This window comes from Pseudomonas sp. A0308 (assembly GCF_044218815.1).
Lineage (GTDB): Bacteria > Pseudomonadota > Gammaproteobacteria > Pseudomonadales > Pseudomonadaceae > Aquipseudomonas > Aquipseudomonas iridis.
Map to the genome: position 1 here is coordinate 1,909,054 of NZ_CP162581.1, position 24,484 is coordinate 1,933,537.

At 60.3% G+C, this 24,484-nt stretch carries 25 protein-coding genes; 14 read left to right on the top strand and 11 right to left on the bottom strand.

The window, feature by feature from the left end; all coding sequences use genetic code 11:
* Positions 1-3 precede the first annotated feature (3 nt).
* Positions 4-252, top strand: coding sequence for a pyocin S6 family toxin immunity protein (locus AB4P92_RS08945; protein ID WP_150604943.1), 249 nt, complete (start codon positions 4-6; stop codon positions 250-252).
* An 83-nt stretch (positions 253-335) separates the two neighbouring features.
* On the opposite strand, the gene AB4P92_RS08950 is transcribed toward AB4P92_RS08945, so the two are convergent.
* Positions 336-800 carry a glycine zipper 2TM domain-containing protein gene (locus tag AB4P92_RS08950; RefSeq protein ID WP_016771369.1) on the bottom strand — a complete coding sequence of 155 codons (465 nt, stop codon included), beginning with the start codon at positions 798-800 and terminating at the stop codon, positions 336-338.
* A 176-nt stretch (positions 801-976) separates the two neighbouring features.
* Between AB4P92_RS08950 and AB4P92_RS08955 the strand changes: the two genes are divergently transcribed.
* Positions 977-1,213: a hypothetical protein gene (locus AB4P92_RS08955; protein ID WP_395599254.1), complete on the top strand. Its 237-nt coding sequence runs from the start codon at positions 977-979 to the stop codon at positions 1,211-1,213.
* A 5-nt stretch (positions 1,214-1,218) separates the two neighbouring features.
* Here the strand turns inward: AB4P92_RS08955 and pdxH are convergent, their stop codons facing one another.
* The 5 genes from pdxH to dinG all read right to left on the bottom strand — a co-directional run bounded on the left by pdxH (position 1,219) and on the right by dinG (position 9,176).
* A complete protein-coding gene (gene pdxH / locus AB4P92_RS08960) occupies positions 1,219-1,866 on the bottom strand; it encodes a pyridoxamine 5'-phosphate oxidase (RefSeq protein ID WP_042557973.1) in 648 nt (215 codons plus the stop codon).
* Positions 1,867-1,890: 24 nt separating this feature from the next.
* Positions 1,891-3,003 carry an OmpA family protein gene (locus AB4P92_RS08965; protein WP_395599255.1) on the bottom strand — a complete coding sequence of 371 codons (1,113 nt, stop codon included), beginning with the start codon at positions 3,001-3,003 and terminating at the stop codon, positions 1,891-1,893.
* 113 nt (positions 3,004-3,116) lie between these two features.
* Complete coding sequence (locus tag AB4P92_RS08970) at positions 3,117-4,262, bottom strand: serine hydrolase domain-containing protein (RefSeq protein ID WP_210702403.1); 1,146 nt, start codon at positions 4,260-4,262, stop codon at positions 3,117-3,119.
* 192 nt (positions 4,263-4,454) lie between these two features.
* Positions 4,455-6,938, bottom strand: a complete 2,484-nt coding sequence (locus AB4P92_RS08975; protein WP_395599256.1) for a beta-galactosidase — start codon at positions 6,936-6,938, stop codon at positions 4,455-4,457.
* Positions 6,939-7,031: 93 nt separating this feature from the next.
* On the bottom strand, positions 7,032-9,176 hold the full coding sequence (gene dinG, locus AB4P92_RS08980; protein ID WP_042557969.1) for an ATP-dependent DNA helicase DinG: 2,145 nt from the start codon (positions 9,174-9,176) through the stop codon (positions 7,032-7,034).
* Positions 9,177-9,274: 98 nt separating this feature from the next.
* Between dinG and AB4P92_RS08985 the strand changes: the two genes are divergently transcribed.
* Complete coding sequence (locus AB4P92_RS08985; RefSeq protein ID WP_395599257.1) at positions 9,275-9,739, top strand: CopD family protein; 465 nt, start codon at positions 9,275-9,277, stop codon at positions 9,737-9,739.
* A 75-nt stretch (positions 9,740-9,814) separates the two neighbouring features.
* Here the strand turns inward: AB4P92_RS08985 and AB4P92_RS08990 are convergent, their stop codons facing one another.
* From AB4P92_RS08990 to AB4P92_RS09005, 4 genes are all read right to left on the bottom strand, one after another.
* Positions 9,815-10,573 carry a collagen-like protein gene (locus AB4P92_RS08990; RefSeq protein WP_261735156.1) on the bottom strand — a complete coding sequence of 253 codons (759 nt, stop codon included), beginning with the start codon at positions 10,571-10,573 and terminating at the stop codon, positions 9,815-9,817.
* Positions 10,566-10,847, bottom strand: a complete 282-nt coding sequence (locus AB4P92_RS08995) for a DUF1145 domain-containing protein (protein ID WP_042557966.1) — start codon at positions 10,845-10,847, stop codon at positions 10,566-10,568. Before AB4P92_RS08995 ends, AB4P92_RS08990 begins: the two co-directional genes overlap by 8 nt.
* 163 nt (positions 10,848-11,010) lie before the next feature.
* Complete coding sequence (locus AB4P92_RS09000; protein WP_042557965.1) at positions 11,011-11,733, bottom strand: OmpA family protein; 723 nt, start codon at positions 11,731-11,733, stop codon at positions 11,011-11,013.
* An 89-nt stretch (positions 11,734-11,822) separates the two neighbouring features.
* Entirely contained in the window at positions 11,823-12,518 is a 696-nt protein-coding gene (locus AB4P92_RS09005) for an OmpA family protein (RefSeq protein WP_042557964.1), read from the bottom strand.
* A 199-nt stretch (positions 12,519-12,717) separates the two neighbouring features.
* Here AB4P92_RS09005 and AB4P92_RS09010 point away from each other — a divergent pair, with 199 nt between their 5' ends.
* The 4 genes from AB4P92_RS09010 to AB4P92_RS09025 are packed head-to-tail and all read left to right on the top strand — an operon-like array spanning position 12,718 to position 14,454.
* Positions 12,718-13,215 (top strand): DUF6231 family protein, encoded by a 498-nt coding sequence (locus AB4P92_RS09010; protein WP_042557963.1) that lies wholly within the window; start codon positions 12,718-12,720, stop codon positions 13,213-13,215.
* Between the two features lie 4 nt (positions 13,216-13,219).
* The gene (locus AB4P92_RS09015; RefSeq protein WP_115146436.1) at positions 13,220-13,696 is read left to right on the top strand and encodes a YchJ family protein; all 477 of its coding nucleotides are present in this window, start codon (positions 13,220-13,222) and stop codon (positions 13,694-13,696) included.
* 57 nt (positions 13,697-13,753) lie between these two features.
* A complete protein-coding gene (locus tag AB4P92_RS09020) occupies positions 13,754-14,248 on the top strand; it encodes an LEA type 2 family protein (RefSeq protein ID WP_042557961.1) in 495 nt (164 codons plus the stop codon).
* The gene (locus AB4P92_RS09025) at positions 14,245-14,454 is read left to right on the top strand and encodes an SEC-C metal-binding domain-containing protein (RefSeq protein WP_008083915.1); all 210 of its coding nucleotides are present in this window, start codon (positions 14,245-14,247) and stop codon (positions 14,452-14,454) included. Before AB4P92_RS09020 ends, AB4P92_RS09025 begins: the two co-directional genes overlap by 4 nt.
* A gap of 276 nt (positions 14,455-14,730) precedes the next feature.
* On the opposite strand, the gene AB4P92_RS09030 is transcribed toward AB4P92_RS09025, so the two are convergent.
* Positions 14,731-15,288 (bottom strand): cysteine hydrolase family protein, encoded by a 558-nt coding sequence (locus AB4P92_RS09030; RefSeq protein ID WP_210622088.1) that lies wholly within the window; start codon positions 15,286-15,288, stop codon positions 14,731-14,733.
* A gap of 192 nt (positions 15,289-15,480) precedes the next feature.
* Here AB4P92_RS09030 and AB4P92_RS09035 point away from each other — a divergent pair, with 192 nt between their 5' ends.
* The 7 genes from AB4P92_RS09035 to AB4P92_RS09065 all read left to right on the top strand — a co-directional run bounded on the left by AB4P92_RS09035 (position 15,481) and on the right by AB4P92_RS09065 (position 24,472).
* Positions 15,481-17,931 carry a penicillin acylase family protein gene (locus AB4P92_RS09035; RefSeq protein ID WP_395599258.1) on the top strand — a complete coding sequence of 817 codons (2,451 nt, stop codon included), beginning with the start codon at positions 15,481-15,483 and terminating at the stop codon, positions 17,929-17,931.
* Positions 17,932-18,091: 160 nt separating this feature from the next.
* A complete protein-coding gene (locus AB4P92_RS09040; RefSeq protein WP_042557959.1) occupies positions 18,092-19,126 on the top strand; it encodes a ligase-associated DNA damage response exonuclease in 1,035 nt (344 codons plus the stop codon).
* Positions 19,123-20,811 carry an ATP-dependent DNA ligase gene (locus AB4P92_RS09045; protein ID WP_395599259.1) on the top strand — a complete coding sequence of 563 codons (1,689 nt, stop codon included), beginning with the start codon at positions 19,123-19,125 and terminating at the stop codon, positions 20,809-20,811. The genes AB4P92_RS09040 and AB4P92_RS09045 overlap by 4 nt, the downstream gene beginning before the upstream one ends.
* Before the next feature lie 237 nt (positions 20,812-21,048).
* Positions 21,049-21,831 (top strand): transporter substrate-binding domain-containing protein, encoded by a 783-nt coding sequence (locus tag AB4P92_RS09050; protein WP_042557957.1) that lies wholly within the window; start codon positions 21,049-21,051, stop codon positions 21,829-21,831.
* Between the two features lie 56 nt (positions 21,832-21,887).
* The gene (locus AB4P92_RS09055; RefSeq protein WP_042557956.1) at positions 21,888-22,616 is read left to right on the top strand and encodes an ABC transporter permease; all 729 of its coding nucleotides are present in this window, start codon (positions 21,888-21,890) and stop codon (positions 22,614-22,616) included.
* A complete protein-coding gene (locus tag AB4P92_RS09060; RefSeq protein ID WP_047300003.1) occupies positions 22,613-23,323 on the top strand; it encodes an ABC transporter permease in 711 nt (236 codons plus the stop codon). The genes AB4P92_RS09055 and AB4P92_RS09060 overlap by 4 nt, the downstream gene beginning before the upstream one ends.
* A gap of 30 nt (positions 23,324-23,353) precedes the next feature.
* Positions 23,354-24,472, top strand: a complete 1,119-nt coding sequence (locus tag AB4P92_RS09065) for a succinylglutamate desuccinylase/aspartoacylase family protein (RefSeq protein ID WP_395599260.1) — start codon at positions 23,354-23,356, stop codon at positions 24,470-24,472.
* Positions 24,473-24,484 lie beyond the last annotated feature (12 nt).

Sequence of the window (24,484 nt, forward strand, 5' to 3'; positions counted from 1 at the left end):
AAAATGATTTTTTTAGCTCTTTCTGGATTTTTCCCAGAATCAAATCCAGACGACTCTCTGCAATATGACAAAGATGTACCGCAGACTTCAGAGCAAGCAGTTCTTGACGTAATGGGATGGAAATCCCTGAAAGACGTACCAATGGGTGAGCATGACCTGACGCAAACCCAAGCCAGAGAAATCATGCAGCTTGTCAAAACACCCTTCAGGGACGATTTGATTTACTGCATCGGACTTTGTCGCGAAGACTGAAAAACCTGATTCAAAAAGGCAACGGCCACAAAAAACCCCGACCAGTCACCTGATCGGGGTTTTCTTTTACCGCTTGCTCTCGCTTAGTGCGAAACGCGGCTAGTCCCGCCAACAGTCGAAATCCGTACCCGCTCGCCAACACGGAACACTTCATTCTCCTGAACCTGCTGCACATAGGCGCGCATGCTGCCGTCGTCTTCACGAACGGTGATTTCCACGCCTTGAGTACGGGTCAGGCCTTCTTCGGTTGCGGAACCGAGCAGACCACCCGCCACCGCACCGATGACAGCAGCAACGATACTGCCCTTGCCACCGCCGATAGCGCTGCCACCAACACCGCCGACCACAGCGCCTGCAGCGCCGCCAATCGGGGTCTTGGTGCCTTCGATTTTGACCGGACGCAGGGATTCGATGGTGCCCATGCGAATCGTCTGCACGCGACGCGCTTCGTCACGGGAGTAGGAGTCACCGGTCAGGCTCGATTGGCAACCGGTAAGCAACATCGCCATCGTGGAAAAGGAAGCAACCAGCAGAACAGACTTACGCATAGCATCAACTCCAAAAGAACATCTATTCATTAAACTCCGCAGCTTGACGTCTGTCACGACGCAGTGCGGATAAATTGGCTTTCATTCAGGCGAGGTACAGACGCCTGTGCTCTTCCCTCAGAATCCCAACCTTAGCGCCAAATGACCGATCCTGCGCCACCGCCCCGAGGATTTTCATGGATTACTTCATCATCGTCGTTACCACCGTCGCCGGTCTGTACTTCCACGGGTGGTTGTACTTGCGGATCAAACGCTGGATGGACCGCGACCTCGCGCTTTCACTGGCCGGCAAGGATGAAGGCAAACGTGCCTTCATGCTCGATCAGTTGGCCCGCGCTCAGGCGCTGAAGATCAAGCGCAGAGACCTGTCGATGTGGCTGGAGGCCTCAGCGGCAGGCTATCTCGCTCGGTAGACTGCTTAAGGTGCCAGACGTTCAAGAATCCAGTCGGCGCCTTGCAAACGGTAGTTGAGGCGATCATGCAGTCGGCTCGCACGGCCCTGCCAGAACTCGATGCGCTCGGGCAGCAAGCGGTAACCGCCCCAGTGTTCCGGGCAATCCGGCTGGGTATCGCTGAAGCGCTGCTCGGTGGCCTTGAGCAAATCTTCCAGCTCCCCTCGCCCGTTGATCACCCGGCTCTGCGGCGACGCCCAGGCACCGAGACGGCTGCCCAATGGACGCACTTGATAATACGCATCGGACTCTGCAGGCGTGACTTTCACCACCCGACCTTCGATGCGCACCTGACGCTCAAGGGTCGGCCAGAAGAAGGTCATGGCCGCGAACGGATTCGCTGCCAGATGCTGACCCTTGGCACTTTCGTAGTTGGTGAAGAAGGTGAAACCCTGCTCGTCCAGGCCCTTGAGCAACAGAATGCGGCAATGCGGACGCCCGTCCGCATCTACTGTGGCCACGGTCATGGCGTTGGCTTCAACCGGCGCCTGCTCGGTTTTCACCGCATCGGCAAACCACTGGTGGAACAGCGCAAACGGCTCGGCCGGGGCTTGCGCCTCGGTCAGGCCATCACGGGTGTAATCACGACGCATATCTGCCAGAGCCTGGGTCATGGCGCATTCCTTTTCGTTAGCGGATCACTTCTTGGCGGCATCGGTGGCGGCGACTTTCTTGTCGGTCGCCGCGGCTTTGGCTGGAGCAGTCTTCTTCGCTGGAGCTTTGGCTGGAGCCTTTTTCGCCGGAGCCTTGGCGGCAGCTTTCTTGGCCGGGGCCTTTTTGGCGGCTGGTACAGCAGCTTTCTTCGCGGCCGGGGCTGGCGTCACCGGTTTGGCCACTGGCTTGACGTCTTGTGCAGCAACCAGGGTCACTGGCTTCGGCGCCGGCATGTTGTATTTGCTGAGCAACGCAACCATGGTGTTTTGCGGGGTCACCAGCAGTTCAACACGACGGTTCAACGCACGGCCTTCAACGCTGTCGTTGGCCGCACGTGGCGCTTCAGAGCCCATGCCGCGCAGCATCAGACGATCACGCTGCAAACCGCTGAGGCGGAAAATCGCTGCAATGGCCTGGGCACGTTCCTGACTCAGTTTGACGTTGGCTGGAGCAGCACCGCTGGTGTCGCTGTGACCAAGTACAAGCACGGCAGTTTTCGGGTCGGCTTCGAGGATTTTCGCCACACGAGTGAACGGGCCGAGGGTGACTGGCAGCAACATCGACGGACGATCCGGGTTGAACGAACCTTCAACCGGCGCGGTGACCACCAGCACGTTTTCGCGGCGCTCGAGTTGCAGGTTGCTGTCCTTGATGGCGGTGCGCAGACGCGGCTCGTAATCGTCGAGCCAGGCCTGGGTGACTTTCGGATCCGGCATCGGCACTGCTTTGGTCACAGGCTGATCCTTGCCGCCGAACGGCCACCACCATTTTCCACCTGCGTCAGCTTCAGCCTTGGCGACGGAGACCGGTTTCTTGGCTTCAGGTGCTACTTCGGCCTTCATGTCAGCTTTGGCAGCGGCATCATCGGAGCCGAACGGCCAGTACCAGGGATTGCTGCTTTCAGCCTTGGCAACCGGCGCGGTGGCGGCAGGTTTCAGCGGCGCCGGAGCTGGAGTCGGTGCAGGCTCATTGGCCGCCACTTTGTCGGGAGAACCGAACGGCCACCAGGTGCCGCCGTCCGCGTCGTTTTTAGGAGTCTGTGCACAACCGGTGATCGCAACACACAGGGCCAGGGCGAGAGTCGTTTTAGCTGACATTGAAAATCCACAAAATGAAGTAATGAAAAATCAGAGCACTTTCGCCCGGATAAACAGACGCTTTGAATCGAAAAACCTTTCGAGGTTCCGGCCCTGGAACCTCGGGTGATACTTTACAGACAAGTGGCTAGCACCCGCGCGAGCTTCTGCGCACGCGGATCCATCAAGACGTACGGTCCAAGCGTATTTGTCACAAAACCAAACGCGACATCATGCTCCGGGTCAGCAAAACCGATAGAGCCGCCCGCGCCCGGATGACCAAAGGCCCGTGGGCCGAGGCCGTAGGTGGCATTGGGCACGTCCGGTTGATCGAGCATGCAGCCCAGACCAAAACGCGTGCGGGTCAACAGGGTCTTGTCTTCGCCGAGGCTGTGCTCGCGGGTCAGCTCTTGCAGCATGTCGCTTTCGAGCAGGCTGCCATCAAGCAGTCCCGCGTAGAACCCGGCCAGACTGCGCGCATTGCCGTGGCCATTAGCCGCCGGTTGCTGCATGCGGCGCCATTCCGGTTTGTTGGTGCTGGTGAGCACCGACGGCGGATTGGTGAAAGCGCGGGTGGTCATGGCAGTGGGTTCACGCATCGTCGTTTGCAGCAGACGCTGAGCAGCGGCGTCGCCAGCGTTACCCTTGCCGCGAGCGATATGCGCCACGCGATAAAACTCTTCATCCGCCAGACCGACATGGAAATCCAGCCCCAATGGCTTGGCGACTCGGGCGACGATCGATTCACCCGGCCCGCGACCGTCGGCACGACGGAGCAGTTCGCCGACCAGCCAACCGTACGTGATCGCGGCGTAACCGTGACCGGTGCCCGGCGTCCACCACGGCGCTTCAGCCGCAAGGGCGTCAACCATGGTTTGCCATTCATAAAGCGCTTCGGGCGCGAGCAGTTCGCGCAGGGCCGGCAGACCTGCCTGATGACAAAGCAATTGACGCAGCGTGACGGATTCTTTGCCGGCGGCGGCGAATTCCGGCCAGTAGCGCGCGACCGGAACATCCAGTTGCAGTTTGCCTTCGGCAACCAGTTGCAACGCGGTGACGGCCGTGAAGGTTTTCGTGCAGGAGAACAGGTTGGCGATGGTGTCGCTGTGCCAGGCTTCGGCGCCATCCTTATCGGCAGTACCGGCCCAGAGATCGACGACGGTTTCTCCGCCGACCTGAATACACAAGGCTGCGCCGCGTTCCTGGGGATCGTCGAACAGTGCGGCGAAAGCCTCGCGCACCGCTTCGAACTGAAGCTCGTAATGTCCCTGAATCTGCACCCGCAACTCCCCCGCGAAAACGCTCTACAAAGTGGCCCGCATTGTTCCAGCCCTTGAGGGATTTGGGAACAGCTGCGGGCTCGGTGGTCATCTCTAACCGAAGATCAAAAGATCGCAGCCTGCGGCAGCTCCTAAAGAGAACGCAATCTCATGTAGGAGCTGCCGATGGCTGCGATCCTGGCTACCTGAAACTCAGTGACCATTGCCGGAATGCCCACCAGAGTGGCCCGCACCCGGACCTTTACCCGCCTCACCCTTGCGGCCGCCTTCAGCTTCATGAGCCGCCGCAGCCGGCGGTTTCGCGGCCTCTTTGCCCATCTGATCGACAGCCTGCAAATTGCCCTTGCGCACCGCGTCAACAAATCCTTGATACGGCAGATCCGTCACACCGACCAGGCCGAAGTGCCCGTTCTCGCCGTCCAGCAGACGCCCGGTCACGGGCTGATCGAGAAACTGGAACCAGTGAACCCCGACAATCGACGGCTCGTTCAGCGCCTGCTTGAGGAAGTTGGCGTACGCCGCGCCGCGATCCTCTTCCTTGGCCAGTTGCGTCACGCCGCCCCAGAACGGGCCGCGATCGGTCGAGCCAAAGTTGAACTCGGTGATCAATACCGGTTTGTCCAAAGCGCCCAGCGCGGCAAAGTCGTAACCGTCCTGCGGCTTGAGGGTGTACATGTTAAAGCTCAGTACATCGCAATACTGCGCGCACGACGCCACTGCTTCCGGAGTACTGACGGCGAAACGGCCGCCGAGCAGCAGTTGATTCGGCGCATGCCATTTCAGCGAGTCGGAGATGGTCTTGAAATAAGTGTCAGCGAAGACTTTCTGGAAATATTTGAAATCGGCTTCGATTTCCGGATGCTCAGGGTTCGGCATGGGCGGCACGAACCCCGGATCTTCCATCAACTCCCACGCCGGCAGATCGATACCCCATGCCTTCGACAGCCCCGCCTGATTGCGGTACTTGTCGCGCAACTGCTTGAGGAACGCGCGTTTGGCCGGTACGTCGGTGGTCATTTTCAACGTGCCGTAAGCCAGCGCGTAACGCGATTGCGCATCGTCACCGGGACCGGCCCACGCCAGTTCGTTGTCGGCGAAATAGCCGATCAGCCACGGATCGTCACGATGATCGCGTGCCGCGATGGCCACGGCACGCTCGGTCGCCATGGCGAAACGCGGGTCGAACGGATCGGGCATCGCGCCCCACCAGTCGTTGCCGGTGCTGATGCTGGTGTAATCGCCGACGATCGACAGCGGCAAGGTGTACGGCACGCGCTCGGCATCGACCACGGCGTCTGCACTCCAGTTGCCGAGGGTGTTGAAACCCCAGGCCTGAAGACGATCAAGGGTATGACTGGCCCACTTCTGCTCATCGACCGTGGCAGTACACGGCCTGGCAGCGGGCGGTTGCGCCGCTGGCGCTACCGATTCCGCTTTGGCCGCCTCAGCGACGCCAGCCTTGGGTTGCTCAGAGGTGGCAATCGGTTCTGCGGCATTGACGGCGGTTTCCTCAGCCGCGCCGGCCTTGGCCGCTTCGGCCACCCCGGCCTTGACGTCGCTGTCGGGTTTGCACGGTTCGCCATTCAAGCGCTGCAGATTGGCGCCATAGAAGTCATACCAGCGCCCGTTGCCGTAGCCTCGGCCCTGATCGGCGCCGTTGCCGCCACGGTTATCGCCTTCGCCGAAATGGCTGGCGAGCACTTCACCGGGTTTTGGCAGGGATTCGAACATCCACTCGCGCCCCGCCACGTAGGTCTGATTGACCTCGGGGCTGACGGTGTTGACGCCGAGGGAGTAGAACGGATGCCCTTCAGGCGTCACCAGGTACCAGCGGCCGTCACGTTTTTCGGTGCGGAAAAAACCACTGGCCTTGAACGCAGGACCTTTGCTCCAGCCCCCGAACTTGTCCAGTGAGGACTTTTCACGCTCGGCAAGCCAGGTTTTCAGCTGTTGCTGTTCCTTGGCGGCGGCGGATTTGAGTTGTTCGTCACTGGAGACTTTTTCTGGCCATTTGCTGCGGGTCGATTGTCCGTAAGGGTCGACCAGATTGCCGTACACCGCTTGCGTGATCCCCTCGCCGTCCTGCACACCAAAGCGCTCAAGCAGCAGGCTTTGGGCAACTTTCGGCTGATCCATCGACAGGCTCACCGATACCACTTGGCTGCGATCAATCTCACCGCTGCTGCTGGCCAGCAGAATGCGCTGGCCATCTACGGTCATCGGCATCGGTGGCCCGGCCTTCATGCCCTGGCTCAGTGGCGAACTTGCCACCAACGGCACCAGCAAGGTTTGCGCCGGGCCCGCCGGCAGATCGACACGACTGGTCAGCGTCTGGCCGTTGTTGCTTTGAATCTGCACGTAGACCGTCACGGCCCAGTTCATCGCGCTCTGAATGCGCAGGCTCATCATCCCGGACTGCGACCAGTCCCATGCGCCGGTTTGCGGGGTCAGACGCAACGTCGGACGTGCCACCGCGTTGAACGTCACCCGGCGCAGCACTTCACCTTCAGCGGTTTGCTCGGCGTTGGCTTGCGGCAGGTCGGCGTTTTCCGTGGCGATTTTCACCACGTCGGCGGGACGGACAAAGTTGAACAGAGTCTGCTGGCCAGCAGGCGCCGCCAGCAACGGGGCAGCAAAGATCAAGGCAAATACGGCAGGCAACGAACGGCGGATCATAAGAACGGAGTTCTCCCTAACGACCAAATGGCCAATGGAAAAGCGATGGCAGAGAGATAGACAACGCGGCGGGCAAAACTGCCCACCGATGTCTCAGGATATTTCACGACGGAAAGGAGGCAACGCATTGAGGATCGCCTTGCCGTAGCGCTGGGTGACCAGCCGCCGATCGAGCAAGGTGATGGTGCCGCGGTCTTCTTCGGTACGCAGCAGACGACCGCAGGCCTGAACCAGTTTCAGCGAAGCATCGGGCACCGAGATTTCCATGAACGGATTGCCGCCCCGGGCTTCGATCCACTCCGCCAGTGCCGCCTCGACCGGATCGTCCGGCACCGAGAACGGGATCTTGGCGATCACCACGTGCTCGCAATACGCGCCCGGCAAGTCGACGCCCTCGGCAAAACTGGCCAGACCGAACAGCACGCTGGAATCGCCGCCATCGACCCGCGCTTTGTGCTTGTTCAGGGTTTCCTGTTTCGACAGGTTGCCTTGAATGAACACTTGCTTGCGCCAGTCACGGTCCAGACCATCGAACACGTCCTGCATCTGTTTGCGCGAAGAAAACAGCACCAGCGTGCCGCGTGAGCCTTCGACCAGGTCCGGCAAATCACGGATGATCGCCGCCGTGTGGGCGGGAGCATCGCGTGGGTCGGCCTTCAGATCCGGCACCCGCAACACGCCGGCATCGGCGTGATGGAACGGGCTCGGCACCACGGCGGTGACGGCTTTCTTCGGCAGACCGGCACGCATGCGGAAGCGGTCGAACGTGCCGAGGGCGGTCAGAGTGGCCGAGGTGACCAGGCAACCATAGGCGACATTCCACAGGCTGCGGCGCAAGGTTTCAGCGGCGAGAATCGGGCTGGCGTTGACCTCGATATCAAACAGCGAGCCGCTTTCGGCCAAGGTCAGCCAGCGCGCCATGGGCGGGCTGTCTTCCGGGTCTTCGGCGGTGAACGCGGTCCAGAGTTCCCAATTGCCGGACGCCCGCGACAACAGGCTGCCGAACAGTGGATACCATTCTTCGGCCTGATTGCTGGCGATGCCGATGTTGACCTCGCCATCCATGCCTTCCTTGAGCAGGTCGGTCAGGCGCGTGAACAGGTCATTGAGGCGGGAGAAGCCTTTTTTCAGCTCGATGCCCATTTCACGCATGTGCTCGGGAATGACCCCGGCGACAAAGCGATGGCGCGGCCGCTCACGGCCTTCGACGTCTTCGCCGGGTTTGAAATCGGCAACTTGCTCGCAGGCGCTGAACATGAACTGCTGCTGGGCCTTGATCTCACGCGCCAGCTCCGGCACTTGCTCGATAAGCTTGCCAAGATCGCCCGGCAATGGGTGTTGGGCCAACAGCTTGGTGAGGTTCTTGGCGGTGGTTTCCAGCCAGTCGGCGGTGGAACGCAAACGCGTGTAATGGGCGAAATGGCCGATCGCCTTGTCCGGCAGGTGATGGCCTTCGTCGAATACGTAGATGGTATCGCGGGGGTCAGGCAGCACGGCGCCGCCGCCCAATGCCAGGTCAGCAAGGACCATGTCGTGGTTGGTGACGATGACATCGACTTTGCCCATACCTTCGCGCGCCTTGTAAAAGGCGCACTGGCCGAAGTTCGGGCAATGGCGGTTGGTGCATTGGCTGTGGTCGGTGGTCAGTCGCGCCCAATCGGCGTCTTCGAGCGCGGTCGACCAGCTGTCGCGGTCGCCGTCCCATTTATTGCCGGCGAGCTTCTCGATCATGCTGGTGAACAGCTTCTGACTGGCCTCATCGACCTCGATCTTGAAGCCTTCTTCTTCGAACAGCTGAGCGGTGGCGGTTTGCGCGTGGCCTTCCTGCAACAGCATGTCGAGTTTGGACAGACACATGTAGCGACCACGGCCCTTGGCCAGCGCAAAGCTGAAATTCAGCCCGCTGTTGCGCATCAGGTCAGGCAAGTCCTTGTAGACGATCTGCTCTTGCAGGGCCACGGTCGCGGTGGCGATCACCAGGCGTTTACCGGCAGCTTTCGCTGTCGGAATCGCCGCCAGGCTGTAGGCCACGGTTTTGCCGGTACCGGTGCCGGCTTCCACCGCGACAATCGCGGGGTCGCCACTGCGCCGGCCTTCGTCGTCGGTGTCGATATCCCCGAGGACTTTGGCGATTTCAGCGATCATCAGACGCTGGCCGTAACGCGGCTTGAGGCTCTTGGCCTCTAGAAAACGCGAATAGGCGCCCTGGATCGTGGTTTTGAGTTCAGTGCTGATCATTGAGTGTCGGGCGCAAAAACGCTGGATAAATTTTCAGTGGTTCGGTTCGGCGGCTATCATACCCCGCGAATCGTTATCGCGCAGAACGGAGTACCTCAATGACACCTTTTAGCCTCGTTTATCCCCTGCATGTGCTGGCCGCTTTAGTGTGGGTCGGCGGTATGTTTTTCGCCTGGATAGTCTTGCGCCCCGCGGCTATGAAGGCTCTGGACGGCCCCAATCGACTGACGCTGTGGGTAGAAGTATTTCAAGGTTTTTTCCGCTGGGTCTGGGTCGCGGTGATCCTGTTGCCAATCAGCGGCGTGGGTATGCTGCATCTGCAGCAAGTCGGGTTCGAGACCGCACCGAAATACGTGCAGGTGATGATGGGTTTGTATGTGGTGATGACCGCGCTGTTTATCCGAATTCAGGGGCTGATGCTGCCGGAGTTGCGCAAAGCGGTTGAGGCGAAGGACTGGCCGGCGGGTGCGGTGGTGCTGGGGCGGATTCGGCGGGTGGTGGGACTTAACCTGATTGTCGGGTTGCTGCTGGTGGCGATTGCGGCGGCTCGGCCGATGTTCTGAAGTACGGACGCTGAAGATCAAAAGCCCCTCACCCTAGCCCTCCCCCAAGGAGAGGGCTGGGGTGAGGGAGAGCTTCTACAGGCGCTGCACAGTCACCGCACCCGCCGCACCCACAGGCCCCGGCTGACCATCAGCCCCCGCCTTGCCGCTCTTGCCGCCATCGGCGCGGTACACCAGGCAGCCCTTGGACTTGCCGCCTTTCCCAGCCTTGCCGCCAACACCCGCCGGGCCACCGGCGCCGCCAGCCACATTGACCTTGATCAGCTCGACCGGAAATTCGCGCGGTACTTCAAGCCGTACCAGCGCACCCGGTGCACCTGGCTGGCCATCGCTGCCGTCACTGCCATCCGCACCGTGCCCGGCCGAGCCATAGGTGCAGCCCGGATCTTCACCGTTGCCGCCATCAAGTCCGACAAACCCCGGCGCGCCCGTGCCGCCGCGCGCATCGACTTGCAGCTGCGGTGCGCTCAATGCCTTGAATTGCAGATTCAGATTGCGCCCTGCGCGGGCGGCTTTTTCATAAGTGCCCGGGGCACCGCGAGCGGTGATCCGGCTGCCTTCGCTCAGTTCTGCGCGATTGACTTTCATGTCCAGCGCCTGCTCACCCGGAACGATAGCGATCCGTGCTTCATGGCCGAGGCGCAACTCACCGACACTCAACTCAGTCACATTGGCGGGAATCAGCAAAGTGCCGTAATCGGCCACTTCCAGTTTTTCAAGTTGCAAGGTGCCGGCGGTGTTGGGCAGGCGCATCAGGGAATTGGTTTCGACGCTGACCACCTGGGCACAGGCCAACGGGCTGATAAATGCAGCGAACAGACAAAGTTTACGCATGGGAAGAAGCCTCCGGAGCGGCCGGGGCCGGGATGGTTTGCAGGTGGAATACGCCGAACAACAGGATGCGGGCACGATCACGCCAAGGGTGCGGACGCCCCTTGAGACTGCGATTACACAGCAGCATTTCGAACACATGGATCAGCAACAGCAGACCGCCGGCCAGATTGACCAACAGGTGCAGCGGATGTACGAACGGCACCAGCTGATTAGCCAGCACCACGCAGCAGAACAGCAGGGTCAATAATCGCCCCAGCCCCCAAAACACTTTCATACGCTCCCCCGTGTTGCGAATTATTCTTTGGGCGCACAGTAACGGCTTCTGCGGGGGATAAGCCAGAGGCAAAAATGAAAAATCATTACGCAGCCGCCAAATGGCTGCCGGATCGACACTAATCGCCGTCCGACAGCTCTAGCTTGCGGACTACAGACCCATCCTAACGATTGATATGTAACTCCACGCGACGGTTTTGCGCGCGGCCCTCGTCCGTTGCGTTGTCAGCCACTGGCTCACTCTCGCCACGCCCTTCACTGGTGAGTTTGTTGGGTGCAAGCCCCTGACTCAGCAGGTAAGCCGCCACACTGCTGGCGCGCCGTTCCGACAATGCCTGGTTATACGCATCCGAACCTTTGCTGTCGGTATGACCGATCACCTTGATGCTCACCACATCGGCGTTGCGCAGTTTGTCCATCAGGGTATCGAGCTGGGCTGTCGCTGCCGGGGTCAGGTCGGACTTGTCGAATGCGAACAACACATCGCCGGCATCGCTCAAAGTGACGACTTCGGTTTGCGGCGCCGGTTCGACCGGTTTTTCAACGACCGGATACTGCGGCATCGGGCAGCCACGGTGATCGACTGGCGTGTTGGCCGGGGTATCCGGGCAACGGTCGCGACGGTCGAACACGCCGTCGTCGTCTTCATCGCCGTCCTGGGCGTAACAGATCAGTCCGCCGGTCAAAATCCCCAGCGCTGCGCCGCCACCGGCCCAGCCAGCGCTTTCAATAGCGCCGAGCCCGCCGCCGACCAGCCCGCCAAGAAGGCTGCAGATCGGCCACGTACGTTGATTGAGGGGTGCAGTGCCATCGCTGTGAGTGGCGCAACCGGTAAGCAAACTGCCAAGCAGCAGCACCGGCAAGACAGACCTTGAGAAAACAGTCATTGTGAAAGCTCCTGTGTCACCGGCCCATACCGGTTACACAGGAGTAAAGACCCGCATCCGCGACTGCACAAGCCGCGGATGCAAGAGGACTAACGGTTGATTTTGATTTCAGTACGACGGTTCTGAGCACGACCGTCAGCGGTTTTGTTATCCGCAACTGGCTGGCTTTCACCGGCACCGGTCACCGAAACGAAGCTGCCCTGCGGTATGCCGCTCTCGACCAGGTACTTGACCACCGAGTGTGCACGACGATCCGACAGTTTCTGGTTGTAGGCATCGCTGCCCACGCTGTCGGTGTGACCGGTGACGGTCAGTTGCGCAGTCGAGGATTCCTGTTTCAGGCGCGTGGCGACCTTGTCGAGCACCATTTTGTCAGCGCCGGTCAGCGTGGCTTTGTCGAACTGGAAGTGAACATCGCGGATGACGATGGTTTCTTCCTTGACCACTACGGCTTCTTCAACCACTGGCGCCGGGACTGGTGGAGGGCAACCATCTGCATCGACCTGCACACCTTTAGGCGTGCCCGGGCACTTGTCGCGGCTGTCCGGCACACCATCGCCGTCTTCGTCGCCATCACCGTGCACCCAGCAATAGGCCGCCGCCATACCACCGACGATCAGTGCGCCGCCGCCCGCCCAAGAGGCGCTCTCGGTCGCGCCGAGACCGGCACCGACGACTCCTCCGACCGCCGCACAGGTCGGCCAGTCGGTTTTCTGCAAACCTGCGCAACCAGTCAACACACTGGTTAGCAGAACCAAGGGTAATGCTGTCCGAACTATGCTCATCTAGTTTTCTCCTGAGGGATCGGCTTGAAACCGATTCAGGGAGTAAAGACCGGAGTTTTAATCTCCGCCAGCAATAGACGACTGCTGTTTGCCACCGTGTTCACAGGACTTCGGCGCTTTGGCTGGAAACCTGCGAGACAGGGCTCTTTGCTGCCGCAGTCAGGCAGGCTAGTCTTGGCGGTCTGATTGAGGAGCTTCGATGAACGCCGCCATTTCTTCCCGCACGCCCCAACAGGCGTTAGCCGCTTTGCTGGATCGCTATGCCCCGGCGCGTTTGCTGCTGATCGGCGCCAGTGAATTCCCGGCATTGGCCGCTTTTAAAGCAGCCCACCCGGACACCTGCGTGGCCCATGCGGCCCCGGGAGCCTTGCCTGCTGAACTGGCGGCGCGGCGTTTCGATCTGGCCCTTGTAGTCGATTGCCTGGAACATTTGCCCAAGCGCGACGGCCTGAATCTGCTGGGTGGCATTCGTAATCTCAACGCCAGTCGCATTGCGGTGCTGGCGGATCTGTCGGCCAGTGGCTGGCAGGAAACCGATTTCTATTCGCTGGCGCTGCAAGCCAGTGAGCGCTTTGCCCGCGACGAGCAGGTTCTGACTCTGTTCACTTATGATCTGCTTGACTACAAACAAGTCCCCGACTGGCTCAACTCACGGTTCTGGGCCAATCCGGAAAACTTCGGGAAATACTGGTGGTAATGCAATGAGTACAGCCATTTGCCCTTGCGGCAGCGGTAATCTGCTGGATGCCTGCTGCGGTCATTATCACGAAGGCCTCCCGGCCCCGTGCGCCGAAGCCTTGATGCGCTCGCGCTACAGCGCCTACGTGCTGGGGCTGATCGATTATCTGGTGGCGACCACCCTGCCCGCCCAGCAAGCAGGGCTGGACCGGCAATCGATCGGTGCCTGGAGCGCGCAAAGCACCTGGCTGGGCCTCGAGGTCGAAAGCTCGGAGGTCTTCGGCGGCCAGCCGGAACACGCCTTTGTCACCTTCACCGCGCGCTGGCACGACAGCCAGGGCGAACACAGCCACCGCGAACGTTCTTCATTTGTGCAGAACGCCGGGCGTTGGTATTTCATCGATCCAACGGTGCAGTTGAAACTGGGGCGCAACGACAGTTGCCCGTGCGCCAGCGGGCAGAAGTTCAAGAAGTGCTGTGCGGGTTATTTCGGCGCTTGAGATGAAAAAACCGGCCAATCTTTTAGGGCTAGACTGAGCAACAAAAGGAGCTACTCCATGTTTGCTCAACAACGCGCATTGCAATCCCTCGCCTTTTTCCTGTTTCTGGGGCTCGGCGGCTGCGCCTCATGGTTCGCCGACGACACCCGCGACCCCGCCGTACACTTGGTCAATGTCGAAGTGGTGCGCGCCAAACTCCTCGAGCAGAAGTTCATCCTGCACTTTCGCATCGACAATCCCAACGACAGCGATCTGACCGTGCGCGGCCTGGAATACCGTATTCATCTGGCTGACATGTTGCTGGCTGAAGGCGAGCATGAACACTGGTTTACCGTCGGCCCCAAACACAGCGCGTACTTCAAAGTACCGATCCGTACCAACCTGTGGCCGAAGGTAAAAGACGTGGTGAAAATGCTGAAAAACTCGAAGCAGCAGATTCCTTATCGATTGCAGGGGGAAATGGAAACCGGTTTATTCATCGCTCACTACGTGCACCTTGAGCGCAATGGCGTGATAATCCCCGCCGATTTAATTCCGGAGCAACACCGATGACCCAACAACCTCATGTCCATGGCCCTGATTGCAACCACGATCATGATCATGACCATCATCACGATCACGACCACGGCCATGTTCACGGCCCGAACTGCGGCCACGCCCACCAGGAACCGGTGCGCAACGCCCTGAAAGACGTCGGCCGCAACGACCCTTGCCCTTGCGGCAACGGCAAGAAATTCAAGAAGTGCCACGGGGCGTGATGTTCCGGGCGAACTATTCCTTCGCCTGATCAACCGCCTTCGCGAGCAAGCTCGCTCCCACAGTTGACCGGTGCCAGGCAAGACACCTGTGTGCACCGCAAATCCTGTGGGAGCTGGCTTGCCAGCGATGAGGCCGGCACTCCCGGCCGAAATGTCGCCTGATACACCGGTATCGCTGGCAAACCAGCTCCAGCAGTGACGGAGTTTCTTCAGTTGCAATGCAATCTACTGTGGGAGCGAGCCTGCTCGCGAAGAGGCCGGCACATTCAGTAAGGTTCAGCCTGCCGCCAGAATCTGCTCAACCCTGACCACCGTCGCATACTCCCCCTGCAGATTCCCCAGCGACATCCCATGCACCTCTTCAGCTGAACGCGGCGTGCCGAAAAAATCAGCCTTGTCGAACGTGAAGCATGCATCCTCCGCCACCCACGCATCAAACCCCAGGTTGCCCGCCGTGCGCGCCGTGGACTCCACCGAGTTGTGGGTGGCCACGCCAACGATGATCAACTGTCCAATCCCCGCCTCACGCAGGCGCACTTGCAGCCCAGTGGCGCAAAAAGCGTCCGGCACTTGTTTCTGAATCAGCCATTCGCCATCCCGGGGCATAAATCTCTGCTGAAACTCCACCCCTTCCTGCTCGGGCCAGAACACTGAATCCGGCGAGCGCGACAGGTGTTGCACATGAATCACCGGCCGCCCACTGCGCCGCCAAAAACTCAGCAAATCGAGGATGCGTTCTTCAGCCAGTGGATTATTGCGCCGCCCCAAACGCGGATGCAGGATGCCTTTTTGCTGGTCAATGATGATCAGTGCAGCGTTGGCCTGAAGCTCCATGGCGGTTTTCTCGCGAGGGTCATTTGATTTGTCGCAGTTCAGCATCTCTCCCTTCAACCAGGCAAGCCATGAAACGATCATCGATCAGTGGCAAGAAATAACCACTCGCCCCGCTTGCGCGGCATCCTCCTGCTCACTAACGTAGCGCCTTTATTGCGCCCCCAGCCTCTACACCCCCGCAGGAGCTTTGCCATGGCCTCGCCAGCCCTCACACATTTTCTTCCCCGGTTCGGCGTTGCCGCAGCAGTGGCCGGTGTTTTGAGCCTGACCGGTTGTCAGACCTGGAACGCTCAGGACACCCTCCCGCCCACCTCTGGCGTGCAACCGCTCAAGGGTTTGGCGCAGAACGTTTCAGTGCGCCGCAATGCCATGGGCATGCCGTTGATCGAAAGCAACAGCTTCCACGACGCCCTGTTCGCCCTTGGCTATGTCCACGCCAGCGACCGCATCAATCAGATGGTCACCCTGCGCCTGTTGGCTCAGGGCCGTCTCGCGGAAATGTCCGGCGCGTCGATGCTCGACGCCGACCGCTACATGCGCGCGGTCAATCTGAAGAAGAGCGCCGGTGAGCTGTACAAAGCCTCCTCCCCCCGGCTCAAGCGCTTCTTCGAAGTCTATGCGCGGGGCGTCAACGCCTACCTGTTCCGCTACGCCGACAAGCTGCCGGGCGACCTCGCCTCCAGTGGCTACAAGCCTGAATACTGGAAACCAGAAGATTCGGCGCTGATTTTCGTCCTGCTGAACTTCAGCCAGTCGGCCAACCTGCCGGAAGAAATCGCTTCGCTGGTACTGGCACAGACCGTCACCACCGACAAGCTTGCATGGCTGACCCCGTCGGCGCCTGACGAAAACCTGCCGCTGGGCGAAGCCGACAAGCTGCAAGGCCTCAAGCTCAACGGGCAGATCCCCGGCCTGAGCGAATTGAGCAGCGCCAGCCAACAGCTGTCGACGTTGAACCTGTTGGGTGCCACGTCTTCGAACAACTGGGCCATCGCCCCGCAACGCAGCCGCAGCGGCAAAAGTCTTTTGGCCAGCGACAGTCACGGCCCGTTGGCCGCGCCGTCGCTGTGGAGTTTCGTGCAGATCCGCGCGCCGAAATATCAGGCTGCCGGCGTGACCGTTGCCGGTCTGCCGATGGTGCTCGGTGGTTTCAACGGCAAAGTGGCCTGGAGCATGAGCAGCGTGCTCGGCGACAATCAGGATCTGTTCCTGGAAAAAATCCGTCGCCAGGGCAGCAGCCTGACCTACGAGGTCAATGGCAAATGGCAGCCACTGGGCGTGCGCAACGAAACCTACTTCGTCAAAGGCCAGCGACCGATTCGCGAAGCGGTGTACGAAACCCGTCACGGCGCACTGCTCAACAGTGCCAAGGCTGCGGCGCAAGGCAGCGGCTACGGCCTGGCCTTGCAGACGCCAAGCTTCACCGACGACAAATCGCTGGACGCATTTTTTGATCTGAGCCGTGCACAGAACGTTGAACGCGCGTCGGACGCCAGCCGGGAAATCCGCGCCATAGCGTTGAATCTGGTGTTCGCCGACGCCAGCAACATCGGTTGGCAAGTCACCGGACGCTTCCCCAATCGCCGTGAAGGCGAAGGCCTGCTGCCATCGCCGGGCTGGGAAGGTCGTTATGACTGGGACGGTTACGCCGACCCGATGCTGCACCCCTACGATCAGGACCCGGCGCAAGGCTGGCTCGGCACCGCCAACCAGCGAGTCATCCCGCATGGTTATGGGATGCAGTTATCCAACTCCTGGGCTGCGCCGGAACGCGGCGAGCGTCTGGCAGAACTGGCCGGCAGCGGCAAGCACGACAGCCGCAGCGTGATCGCCATGCAATACGACCAGACCACAACATTCGCCGCCAAACTGAAGAAAGTCTTCGAAGCGCCAGGCATGAAGCAGCCGCTGAAACAGGCGATTGATGCCCTGCCGGAAGCCGATCGCAGCAAGGCGCGTGAGGCGTTCACGCGGTTGATGGCGTTCGACGGCAAGCTCAGCCCGACTTCGGCTGATGCGGCGATCTATGAACTGTTCCTGCAAGAAAGCATGAAACAGATCTTCCTCGACGAACTCGGTCCCGAATCCAGCCCGGCGTGGAAAGCGTTTATCGCTAACGGCGAATTGTCCTACCCGGCGCAGGCCGATCATTTGCTGGAGCGCGAGGACAGTCCGTTCTGGGATGACCTTCGCACGCCGCAAAAAGAAGACAAGGCAGTGATACTCGCCCGCAGCCTGGCGGCGGCGATCAACGCTGGCGACAGTCAGTTGGGCGGTGATCACAAGACCTGGCAGTGGGGCAAATTGCACAGCTATGCGTGGAAGAACGCCAATGGCCAGACCGTTCGCGGGCCGCTGGCGGCAGGCGGCGATCACACGACGCTGAATACTTCGGCGTTTGCCTGGGGCCAGGACTTCACTACTACCCGCGCGCCATCGATGCGCTTTATCGTCGACTTCGGTCAGACCGAACCCTTGATGGGGCAAAACGGCACAGGGCAGTCGGGGAATCCGCTTAGCCCGAATTACCTTAACGGCATCGATCAGTGGCTCAAGGGGCAGTACATCGGATTGCCGATGCAGCCACAGAACTTTGATCGGGTTTATGGGAAGGCGCGTCTGACCCTGACACCGGGCAAGTAAGAGAAAGAACAAAAGATCGCAGCCTTCGGCAGCTCCTACACAGACAAATGCAGGAGCTGCCGAAGGCTGCGATCTTTTGATTTTCACCCCTGAAAATCCAATAGAACTTCCACCCTCGCGCCAACCTCATAGCTAACAAGCCCCCCATTCTGGCAATGACATGGATCTTGTTATCGCGCGCCCGGAAGGTTTGTACTGCCCCGCCGGGGATTTCTATATCGACCCCTGGCGCCCCGTCGAGCGTTCGGTAATCACCCATGCCCACGGCGATCACGCCCGCACCGGCAACCAGCACTATCTGGCCAGCAGCGCCAGCGAAGGGATTCTCCGCTCGCGCCTGGGACAGGACATCAACCTGCAAACCCTCGCGTACGGCCAACGCCTGACCCACCACGGTGTCACCTTGAGTTTCCACCCGGCCGGTCACGTGCTCGGCTCGGCGCAAGTACGCCTGGAATATGGCGGTGAAGTCTGGGTCGCCTCCGGCGATTACAAGATCGAGCCGGACGGCACCTGCGCGCCGTTCGAACCGGTGCGCTGTCATACCTTCATCACCGAATCGACCTTCGGCCTGCCGATCTATCGATGGCAGCCGCAGGCGCAGGTGTTCAGCGAAATAAACGAATGGTGGAAAGGCAATATCGCCGCCGGCAAGGCCAGCGTGTTGTTCTGCTATTCCTTCGGCAAAGCCCAGCGAATCCTCCACGGCATCGACGAAAGCCTCGGGCCGATCCTCAGCCACGGCGCCGTCGAACCGTTGAACCGGGTTTACCGCGACGCCGGCGTATACCTGCCGCCGACGATCTACGCCGGTGATGTGAAAAAAAGCGATCCGATCATGCGCCAGGCCTTGGTCATCGCCCCGCCTTCAGCCGGCGGCAGCACCTGGATGAGGCGCTTCGGTGACTTCAGCGACGCGTTCGCCAGTGGCTGGATGCGCCTGCGCGGCACGCGTCGGCGGCGTGGAGTCGATCGCGGTTTCGTGCTGTCCGACCACGCCGACTGGCCCGGTCTGCTGTGGGCGATTGACCAGACCGGCGCCGAACGGGTGATGGTCACCCACGGCTCAATTGGTGTGCTGGTGCGCCATCTGCGCGAGCAAGGTCTCGATGCCCAAGGCTTCAACACCGAATACGGCGATGACGAAGAAGATAGCGCCGCTGCCACTCCGACCATCGCAGAGATACCAGCATGAAAGCCTTCGCCGAGTTGTACGCCGAACTCGACGCCACCACGTCCAGCAACGCCAAACTGGCCGCCATGCAGGCCTACTTCACCAAGGCCGAACCGCAAGATGCGGCGTGGGCGGTGTACTTTTTGTCCGGTGGCCGGCCACGGCAACTGGTGCCGGTGCGGATCCTGCGCGAACTGGCGGTCGCGGTCTCCGGGCTGACGCCATGGCTGTTCGAGGAGAGCTATCAATCGGTCGGCGATCTCGCGGAAACCATTTCGCTGGTACTGCCGGAAAACCCGCACAGCTCCGACGCCGGCCTCGCCGAATGGATCGAGGACAAACTTCTACCGCTACGCGGTGAAACCCCGGAGTCTCTTTCACTGCAATTGCCCGCACTTTGGGTGCAACTGGATCGGCCGAGCCTGATGCTGTGCATCAAACTGATCACCGGCAGCTTCCGCGTTGGCGTATCGAAACTGCTGGTGACCCGCGCACTGGCGTCGATGGCCGGGCTCGACAGCAAACGTGTCGCCCAGCGTCTGGTGGGTTACACCGACCTGTCGAATCGGCCCGATGCAGCCAGTTATCTCAAGCTGATCGCCGCAGAATCTGCCGACGAGCATGCTCAGCGCGGTGGCCAGCCGTACCCGTTTTTCCTCGCGCATGCCTTGTCGCAACCGGTTGAGGATTTCGAAGCGCTGATCGGCCCTGCAAGCAATTGGCAGGTGGAATGGAAGTGGGATGGCATCCGCGCGCAAGTGGTCAAGCGTGACGGCCAGTTGTGGGTGTGGTCGCGCGGCGAAGAACTGGTGACCGAGCGCTTCCCCGAACTGGATGTGCTGGTCCACGGTTTGCCCGATGGCACGGTCATCGACGGTGAAATTGTGGTGTGGAAAAGCACCCGTCCGCACACCGAAGATGCCTTTGATCCGCAATCGACCGAGCCGCCCGCGGTGCAACCGTTCGCCCTGCTACAACAGCGAATCGGGCGCAAAACCCTCGACAAGAAAATCCTCGAAGACATACCGGTGGTGGTGCTCGCCTACGACTTGCTGGAATGGCAAGGCGAAGACTGGCGCAATCAGCCGCAAGCCCGGCGCCGCGCGCAACTGGAGGATGTCATCGCCCGCTGCAACAGCCCGGTGCTGCTGCCCTCGCCAGTATTGACCGGCACGGACTGGTTCGACCTCGCCCGTCAGCGCGAAGCCTCGCGGCGCCTGGGCGTCGAAGGCATGATGCTCAAGGCACGCGATTCTCTATATGGCGTGGGCCGCACCAAAGACATGGGCGTGTGGTGGAAATGGAAGGTCGACCCCTTCAGTGTCGACGCGGTATTGATTTATGCACAACGCGGTCATGGCCGCCGCGCCAGCCTGTACAGCGATTACACCTTCGCCGTGTGGGACGGCCCGCCCGAGTCCAGTCAGCGCGCACTGGTGCCGTTCGCCAAGGCCTATTCAGGGCTGACGGATGCCGAAATGCGGCAGGTCGACAGCATCGTGCGCAAAACCACCGTGGAAAAATTCGGCCCGGTCAGCAGTGTGAAACCAAGCCTGGTGTTTGAACTGGGATTTGAAGGCATCGCCCTCTCGCGCCGGCACAAGAGCGGAATCGCCGTGCGTTTTCCGAGGATGCTGCGCTGGCGGCAGGACAAGACTGTGGACGAGGCCGATAGCCTGGCGACGTTGCAGGATCTGTTGGCCTGACCCTCACCCGCAATCGTTCCCACGCACCGCACGGGAACGATCTCGCACACAAAAAGTGCATCACATTTGCGATGCCCGTTTCCGTGCATCAATTTTCTGCTTATCTATTAATCCCACCTTTTAAAACACTTGTTCGGGACTATGGTTCGGAAATTGCTACTTTCTATAGGTCGTACGCGTTCCAGTAACAATAATTCTGCGCCACAAGCGCTCATATTGGTTCTTAGGGATTGAATAATGAAAAAAGCATTGCTGACCCTTTCTGCACTGGCGTTGTGCATGGCCGCTGGCTCCGCGCTGGCCAAGGAATACAAAGAGCTGCGCTTTGGCGTTGACCCTTCGTACGCACCGTTTGAGTCGAAAGCGGCCGACGGCAGCCTGGTAGGCTTCGACATCGATCTGGGCAACGCGATCTGCGCCGAACTGAAGGTCAAGTGCAAGTGGGTCGAAAGTGACTTCGACGGCATGATTCCGGGCCTCAAGGCCAACAAATTCGACGGTGTGATCTCGTCGATGACCGTGACGCCGGCTCGCGAGAAAGTCATCGATTTCTCCAGCGAACTGTTCTCCGGCCCGACCGCTTACGTGTTCAAGAAGGGTTCCGGCCTGAGCGAAGACGTCGCCTCCCTCAAGGGCAAAACCGTTGGCTACGAGCAAGGCACCATTCAGGAAGCCTACGCCAAAGCCGTGCTGGACAAGGCTGGCGTGAAGACTCAGGCCTATCAGAATCAGGATCAGGTTTACTCCGACCTGACTTCTGGCCGTCTCGATGCGGCCATTCAGGACATGCTGCAAGCCGAACTGGGCTTCCTGAAGTCGCCAAAAGGTGAAGGCTACGAAGTCAGCAAGCCCGTCGACAGCGAATTGCTGCCGGCCAAAACTGCTGTCGGTATTAAGAAAGGTAACACTGAGCTGAAAGCGCTTTTGGATAAAGGTATCAAAGCGTTACACGACGACGGCAAATACGCCGAGATTCAAAAGAAACACTTTGGCGATCTGAATCTGTACAGCGGCAAATAATGCCCCGGCGCCCATCCTCGATGGGCGCCTTTTCCATCCGCTCAGGTTGCTGATTTATGTTCGAAAACCTCTTACAAAATCTGGGGCTCTCCGCGTTCAGCCTTCAGGGTTTCGGCCCGTTGCTGTTGCAAGGCACCTGGATGACCATCAAATTATCGGCGATGTCGCTGCTGGTGGCCGTGTTGCTCGGCCTGCTCGGCGCCAGTGCCAAGCTGTCAAAAGTCAAACTGGTGCGTCTGCCCGCCCAGCTCTACACCACGCTGATCCGCGGGGTACCGGATCTGGTGCTGATGCTGCTGATCTTCTACAGCCTGCAAACCTGGCTGACGTCGCTGACCGATTACATGGAATGGGAATACATCGAGATCGACCCGTTCAGCGCCGGAGTGCTGACCCTGGGCTTCATTTATGGCGCGTATTTCACCGAAACCTTTCGTGGCGCGATCCTCGCCGTACCACGCGGGCAGGTTGAAGCCGCCACTGCGTATGGCCTCAAACGCGGCCAGCGCTTTCGCTTCGTGGTGTTCCCGCAAATGATGCGCTTCGCCCTGCCGGGCATCGGCAACAACTGGATGGTGATGCTCAAGGCCACGGCGCTGGTGTCGATCATCGGTCTGGCCGATCTGGTCAAAGCCGCGCAGGACGCCGGTAAAAGCACTTATCAACTGTTCTACTTCCTGGTCCTCGCCGCGTTGATCTATCTGCTGATCACCAGTGCCTCGAATTTCATCCTGCGCCGGCTTGAACGCCGTTATGCCGCCGGTTCCCGGGAGGCCGTACGATGATCGAACTCCTGCAGGAATACTGGAAAGCCTTCCTTTATACCGACGGCCAGAACATCACCGGGCTGGCGATGACGATGTGGCTGCTCAGTGCTTCGATCTTCATCGGCTTCATTGTGTCGATTCCGCTGTCGATCGCTCGGGTTTCCCCGCACTTCTATATCCGCTGGCCGGTTCAGTTCTACACCTACCTGTTCCGTGGCACGCCGCTCTACATTCAACTGCTGATTTGCTACACCGGCATCTACAGCCTCGCCGCGGTGCGCGAGCAGCCGATCCTCGACAGCTTCTTTCGCGATGCGATGAACTGCACGATCCTCGCGTTTGCCCTGAACACCTGCGCCTACACCACGGAGATTTTTGCCGGGTCGATCCGCAGCATGAACCACGGCGAAGTCGAAGCGGCCAAGGCCTACGGTCTGACCGGGTGGAAGCTGTATGCCTACGTGATCATGCCCTCGGCCCTACGGCGTTCGTTGCCTTACTACAGCAACGAAGTGATCCTGATGCTGCACTCGACCACCGTGGCCTTCACCGCGACCATCCCCGACATCCTGAAAGTCGCCCGGGACGCCAACTCGGCGACCTTTCTGACTTTTCAATCGTTCGGCATCGCCGCGCTGATTTACCTGACCATTACTTTTGCGCTGGTCGGCCTGTTTCGCCTCGCCGAACGCCGATGGCTGGCCTTCCTCGGGCCGACTCACTAAGCCGCGCTTTCAGGAATAAAGAGAAAGAACATGCGACACCAGATACATGACCTGCTCGCCCCGCTGCCGGGGACCGCACGACAGATTCACAGCTTTCACTTTGGCCCGGAACAGGCCAGAGGCAAGGTCTACATCCAGTCCTCGCTGCATGCCGATGAATTGCCCGGCATGCTCGTGGCCTGGCATCTCAAGCAGCGCCTTGCAGAGCTGGAGGCGGCCGGCCGTCTGCGCAGCGAGATCGTGCTGGTACCGGTGGCCAACCCGATCGGCCTCGAACAAGTGCTGATGGACGTGCCACTGGGCCGCTACGAACTGGAGAGCGGGCAAAATTTCAATCGCTGGTTCGTCGACCTCAGCGAAGAAATCGGCAACGCCATCGAGGGCAAGCTGGGCGATGACCCGCAACGCAACCTCGAACTGATCCGCACCAGCCTGCGCCACGCCCTCGCCCGCCAGACCGCCAGCACGCAACTGCAATCACAGCGCCTGACCCTGCAACGGCTGGCCTGCGATGCCGACATGGTGTTGGACTTGCACTGCGATTTCGAATCCGTGGTTCACCTCTACACCACGCCCGAAGCGTGGCCGCAGGTCGAGCCGCTGGCGCGTTACATGGGCTCGCAGGCCAGTCTGCTGGCCACTGACTCGGGAGGACAGTCGTTCGATGAGTGTTTCACCCTGCTTTGGTGGCAACTACGGGAGCGTTTCGGCGAACAGTTCGAGATTCCGCTGGGCAGTTTTTCAGTGACCGTCGAGTTGCGCGGTCAGGGCGATGTCAATCACCCCCTGGCCAGCCGCGACTGTCAGGCGCTGATCGATTATCTGATCCAGTCCGATGCCATCGTCGGTGAGACAAAACCGCAGCCGCCATTGCCGTACCCGGCCACGCCACTGGCCGGGGTGGAACCAGTGACCACGCCGGTCGGCGGCCTGCTGGTGTACACCGCCACGGCGGGGCAATACCTGGAGGCGGGCCAACAGATCGCCGAGATCATCGACCCGATCAACGATCGCATCACCCCCGTTCATTGCACCACTGCCGGCCTGATGTACGCCCGTTCGCTGCGGCGCATGGCCACGGCCGGCATGGTGATCGCCCACGTCGCGGGCGCCGAAGCCTATCGCAGCGGCTACCTACTTTCGCCTTGAGGATGTCTGTCC